Raw genomic sequence first — 5,654 nt, 5'->3', positions numbered from 1 at the left:
TCACCCTGTCCCTCTCCCGCACGGGAGAGGGGATCCGCGCCGCGTACGCCCAGCGTCGCGAGACCGGCCTCAGTACAACCCGCCCGCCTGCGCGGCGCGGTCCGCGTCGGCCGGGACCGCCGCCGGGGCGCCCTGGCCCGGCTGGGCCACGTAGGAATCGGGCGGCGCGGTGCCGGGCTTGAAGGCTTCCAGGATCGTGCCCGCCCCCTCCCCGGAGCCGGCGCGCATGCCGGAGCCGAGCGCCACGCGGATCAGCTTGATCCCCGGCGGCACGCGGAAGGGCGTCGGCGGCTTGTCCTTCAGGGCGACCTTGAGGAAATCGAGGGCGATGGGCGCGGCGAGACCACCGCCGGTGGCCCGGTCGCCGAGCGAGCGCGGCTTGTCGAAGCCGATATAGATGCCGACCGCGAGATCGGGCGAGAAGCCCACGAACCACGCGTCCTTGGCGTCGTTCGTCGTGCCGGTCTTGCCGGCCAGGGGCTTGCCGATCTGCTTGAGGATGGTCGCCGTGCCGCGCTGGACCACGCCTTCCATGATCGAGACCATCTGGTAGGCGGTGAGCGGGTCGAGCACCTGCTCGGAATCGTCCACGAGCTTGGGCTCGTCCTGGCCCGACCACTTCTCGGCATCGCAGCCGACGCACTTGCGGTTGTCGTGCCGGTAGATCGTCTCGCCGACCCGGTCCTGGATGCGGTCGATCAGGGTCGGGCGGATGCGCCGGCCGCCGTTGGCGAGCATCGAGTAGGCCGTGACCATCCGCATCACGGTGGTCTCGCCGGCCCCCAGCGACATCGGCAGCACGGGCAGCATGTCGTCGTAGACGCCGAAGCGGCGGGCGTACTCGGCGATCAGCGGCATGCCGACGTCCTTGGCCAGCCGCACCGTCATCAGGTTCTTGGAGTGCTCGATGCCGTAGCGCAGCGTGTGCGGGCCGCCCGCCTTGCCGTCGTAGTTCGAGGGCGTCCAGGCTTCCTGGCCGGGGCCGGCCTCGATGGTGATGGCCGAATCCTGCACGATCGAGGACGGGGTGTAGCCGTTGTCGAGCGCGGCCGAGTAGACGATCGGCTTGAACGAGGAGCCGGGCTGGCGCATCGCCTGCGTCGCGCGGTTGAACTCGGATTCGTCGTAGGAGAAGCCGCCGACCATGGCGTGCACCCGGCCGGTATAGGGGTCCATGGCGACGATGGCGCCGGAGACCTCCGGCTTCTGGCGCAGGCGGTAGGTGCCGCGCCCGCCATCCATCGCCTCGACGTAGACCATGTCGCCGGCCGACAGGTTCGCCCGCCCGGCCCAGCGCATGCCCTCGGCCGGGATCGTTCCGGTCTCGCGGTCCTTGGAGACCTGGCCGGAGGCTTCCCGCCGGGGCTGGAGCCCGATCTGCACCCCGCCGCCGCCGGAGGCGAGCACGATCGCGAGGCGCCAGGGGGCCACGTCGCCGAGCGCGGAGACCTCGGCCGCCGCCATGCCCCAGTCGCGGCCGGTCAGGTCGACCTTGGCCACGGGGCCGCGCCAGCCGCGGGCCTGGTCGTAGCGCACGAGGCCGTCGACCAGGGCCTTGCGCGCGAGGGCCTGCATCTTCGGGTCGAGGGTGGCGCGCACCGAAAGGCCGCCCTCGTAGAGCTTCTTCTCGCCGTAGCGCTCGGAGATCTCGCGGCGGACTTCTTCCGTGAAGTAGTTGGCGTTGGCCGCGTTCGGGAAGGCGACGCGCGGGTTGACGCCGAGCGGCAGCTTCTTGGCGGCGTCCGCCTCCTCGCGGGTGATGTAGTTGTTCTCCGCCATCAGGCGGATGATCTCGTTGCGACGGTCGAGCGCCGCCTGGGTCTTGCGGTAGGGGTGGTAGTTGTTGGGCCCCTTCGGCAGGGCGGCGAGGTAGGCCGCCTCGTTGATGGTCAGCTCGTGGACCGATTTTCCGAAGTAATCCAGGGCGGCCGCGGCCACGCCGTGCAGGTTGCGCCCGGGAACGATGGTCCCCAGGAAGATCTCGTTGAGGTAGAGCTCCAGGATCTTGTCCTTGGAGTAGGTCGCCTCGATGCGCAGCGCGATCAGCGCCTCGCGGATCTTGCGGTCGAAGGTCTGCTCGTTGTTCAGCAGGAAGTTCTTGGCGACCTGCTGGGTGATGGTCGAGGCGCCCTGCTTCTTGCCGCTCTTGGCGTTGGTGAGCGCGGCGCGCACGATGCCCTCGGGGTCGATGCCGCCGTGCTTGTAGAAGTTCTTGTCCTCGGCCGAGAGGAAGGCGGCGACCACGATCTTGGGCATCGCCTGGATCGGCAGGTAGAGCCGGCGCTCGCGGGCGTATTCGGCGAGCAGCGAGCCGTCCGCGGCGTGGACGCGGGTCATCACCGGCGGCTCGTAATTGGCGAGCTGGGCGTGGTCCGGCAGGTCCTGGCTGTACTTCCAGTAGAAGAACGCCCCGGCGGCGGCACCCACCAGGAACAGCACCGCGGCGGCACTGAAGAGGAAGCCGAAGAAGCGGAGAATCAAGCGCATCCGGGGTCCGTCCGTCGATGGCTCGGCCGCGCGCGGACCGAATTCGGCTTGGCGACCGGGCTACCCTGATCGGATGAGGCTCTCAAGCCTCCGGGCGACCCGAAGAATCCCCGACGACGGATGCCGCATTCACGACGGCGCGCCGGGGCGTTTCGATGCCCCGTATCGACACGGTATCTATGGTGAAACTGGGGCGATTGCCGCCGACCGGCGCGGCGGGCCGACCGGCCGCACCAGGGTGGCGCGGTTGGTGAAGAACAGGTCGATGGCCTTGGCCATGGAGCCCGTGACCGACTCCTTCCACTCGGCCGATTGCAGCATCTCCAGGTCGCGCTTGCTCGACAGGTAGCCGAGTTCGACCAGCACGCTCGGCACGTCGGGGGAGCGCAGCACCTTGAAGCCGGCCTCGCGGTGGGGCTTCGTGCTCATCTCCATCACGGGGCCGAGCTGGCCCATCAGGGTGCGGGCGAAGCCCGAGGAAAAGCCGCGGGTCTCGCGGAGCGTCAGTTCCTGGAGGATGTCGGCGATGTCGGCCGGTCCCTCGTTCGCGTCCGCGCCGGCGGCCGCATCCGCCTTGTTCTCGCGCTCGGCGAGCTTGGCGGATTCGGAATCGGTGGCCTTCTCGGAGCCGGTATAGATCGTGGCGCCGCGCACCTGGGGGGCGGCCGAGATCGAGTCCGCGTGGATCGAGACGAACAGGTCGGCCTTGACCTCGCGGGCCAGGCGCACGCGCTCGGCCAGCGGCACGAACACGTCCCGGTCGCGGGTCATGCGCACGCGGTAGCGGCCGTTGGCCTCCAGCCGGGCCTTGAGGGCCTGGGCGAAGCCGAAGACGATGTCCTTCTCGAACACGCCGCCCACCGCGATCGCGCCCGGATCGATGCCGCCGTGGCCGGCATCGACCATGATGAGGGGGCGCAGGTCGCCGGCCTCCGAGGCCGCCGGGGCCTTGGCCTGGGCGGGCGCGGGGTCGCTGGCGGAGGCCGCCTTTCGGAAGGCGTCCCGGTCCAGGCGCTGGAACGGCACGGTCAGGATCACGGCCCCGTCACGCGCACGGGTGGCGGTCTCGATCCGGCCGACGCTCGCGGGGCCGGCGAGGTCGACGACGATGCGGGAGCGGCCCGGCGCGAACAGGCCGTAGCGGAAGGACTGGACCAGCCCCTCGCGGCGGCGGCCGGATTCCGCGTCGAGCTGGAAGTTGACCTCGGGCAGGTCGATCACGGCGCGGTCGGGCCGTTCCATCACGAAGGCGCGCGCCTCGACGCGCTTCGACAGGGTGATGGTGAGCCTGGTCGTGCCCGCCGGGCCGGAGGCGAGGTCGGCGGCGATGGCGACGGCGGGGCTCGGGCCCCGCTCGCCGTCCTGCGCGGAGGCGGACCAGCCGGCGGCGAGCGCCAGGGCGAGGCAGAAGACCGGGATGACCGATCGGATCAGGCGTGCGCGGTTCGGCATCGGACTGAAGCTGTCTCCCGTGCCCTCCGTTACGGCATAGGACGAACAGGGTTAACCGATCGTTGCCCGGCGCGGTTCGATGACCGCGCGCCTGTTGCGGCCGGGCGACAGGGTGCAGGCCCGGCACGCGAAAAAGCGCCGCAGGCCGATGACAGGCCCACGGACGCCGGGACAGGGTCGTCGGGAGGCGATGCCTCCCGAAGCGTCAGCGGAATTCGACGAGGCGGCTGGCCTTGCGGGCGATGTCGCTCCAGCAGGTGAGCGAGGCATCCGCCGCGCGCTGCATCTCGGAGACCTGGAGCCGGATCAGGTCCGCCGGGGTCTTGGCCGAGCCGAGCGCCCGCATGTGCGAGAAGGCCGCCGCGCTCTCGTCGCGCACGTAGCTCGCGAACCGGGCGCCGATGCCCTCCACGTCGAACGGGGTCGCGGCGAGGCCGGCCCGTCCCCGCGGGAAGGAGGGTGCGCGGAGTGCCGCCGCGGGCTGCGCGGCGGCGACGACCGGCAGGGCGGCCTGGACGAGGGCTACGGAGGCCTCGACCGCCTCGGCGGATGTTTCGGTGGCCTTGTCGGCGAACGCGGTGGCCGCGTCCTGCGCGACGACGGCAGGTTCGGCCTCAGCGGCGGGAGCCGCCTGCACGCCTGCGCGCTCGTCCGCCTCGGGGACGGATTCCGCGGGCTCGGGCGCCGGCTCGGCGGCTTCGAGCCCGGCCTCGGCGGCGGGCTCGGCTTGCGCAACGGGCTCGGATTCGGGAGCAGACCCGGACTGGGGGACAGACTCGGCCTGGAAGTCGGCGACGGGTTCCACCGGCTCCGGCTCGGTGGCGATGGCCTCGGGAGAGACCGATTCCAACAGCTGCTCGTGGACGGAGGGGGCGGGCGCCTCGCCGGGCACCTCGATGACGGGCGCCTCGGCCTCGGCGGCCTCGGCCTGCGCCTCGACCTGCGACGGGTAGGCCGGCACGGTGCGGAGCGCGGGCGGCTTGCGGACCGGGCGCTGGCCCTGTGGATTGCGGTGCTTCACCATCGCTCGACCCCTCGAAACCTCAAACCGCCGGCCCGGGCGGCGTCCGGGCTCGACCCGCGGGCGGAGCCTAGACGACATCCCGGTCGGCGCAACCATCGATGTCCCGCGCTCGGATACCGCGCGGGAATCGTTTCGTCAGGCCCGATCGTACGGGCCTGGACGCGTGCTCAGCGCGCGACGTTCTGGGCCAGGCTGCCGAAGTCCTTAGCCTGCGACTGCAGGGCGGCGAACTGGCTGCGGACGAACTCGGACTGCAGCTCGAAGGCCTCGCGCAGGTCCTTGGTGCGCACGAGCTTCTGGGCGAAGTCGAACGTGGCGTTGGCGTTGGTCTGGGCGTGGTCGAAGCCCTTGGCGACGGCGGCCTGCATCGTGGACTGGAAGGTCTGGCCGGAGGTCTGGGCCTGCTCGGAGACCTTGAGCGCGTTGCTCATCAGCGTGCCGACGGCGGTGCGGGCCTGATCGACGCTCTTCTCGGCGAAAGCGCGCATCTCGGTCGGGATCTCGAAGCTGGGGGTCTGCATGGCTCGTCTCCGTGGATATGCTTGAAGCGGGCGGCGTCAACTGGCCGCAGGCGACGGGCGGACTTATGTTGCATTGCAACAAAAAGGTCAAGCGGCTTTCTGCATCGCGGCATCGGTATTCGTGCAGCGTTTAATAAGAATGCGGCCTATCGGACACCTCGAAGAACCCC

The 5,654-nt window shown here is 70.8% G+C and carries 4 protein-coding genes; all 4 read right to left on the bottom strand.

Features of this window, described 5'->3' with window-relative positions; translation table 11 throughout:
• Window positions 1-69: 69 nt before the first annotated feature.
• The 4 genes from COGEMETH_RS19090 to COGEMETH_RS19075 all read right to left on the bottom strand — a co-directional run bounded on the left by COGEMETH_RS19090 (window position 70) and on the right by COGEMETH_RS19075 (window position 5,484).
• Entirely contained in the window at window positions 70-2,487 is a 2,418-nt protein-coding gene (locus COGEMETH_RS19090; RefSeq protein WP_238184186.1) for a penicillin-binding protein 1A, read from the bottom strand.
• A 177-nt stretch (window positions 2,488-2,664) separates the two neighbouring features.
• A complete protein-coding gene (locus tag COGEMETH_RS19085; RefSeq protein WP_238184185.1) occupies window positions 2,665-3,939 on the bottom strand; it encodes an N-acetylmuramoyl-L-alanine amidase in 1,275 nt (424 codons plus the stop codon).
• Window positions 3,940-4,144: 205 nt separating this feature from the next.
• A complete protein-coding gene (locus tag COGEMETH_RS19080; protein ID WP_238184184.1) occupies window positions 4,145-4,963 on the bottom strand; it encodes a phasin family protein in 819 nt (272 codons plus the stop codon).
• Window positions 4,964-5,130: 167 nt separating this feature from the next.
• Entirely contained in the window at window positions 5,131-5,484 is a 354-nt protein-coding gene (locus tag COGEMETH_RS19075; RefSeq protein WP_238184183.1) for a phasin, read from the bottom strand.
• Between the last annotated feature and the right edge of the window lie 170 nt (window positions 5,485-5,654).

Origin of the sequence: Methylobacterium trifolii (genome assembly GCF_022179685.1) — a bacterium.
GTDB classification, from domain to species: Bacteria; Pseudomonadota; Alphaproteobacteria; order Rhizobiales; family Beijerinckiaceae; genus Methylobacterium; species Methylobacterium trifolii.
The sequence above is the reverse complement of the archived record's forward strand: the minus strand, read 5'-3'. Positions and strand labels throughout refer to the sequence as shown.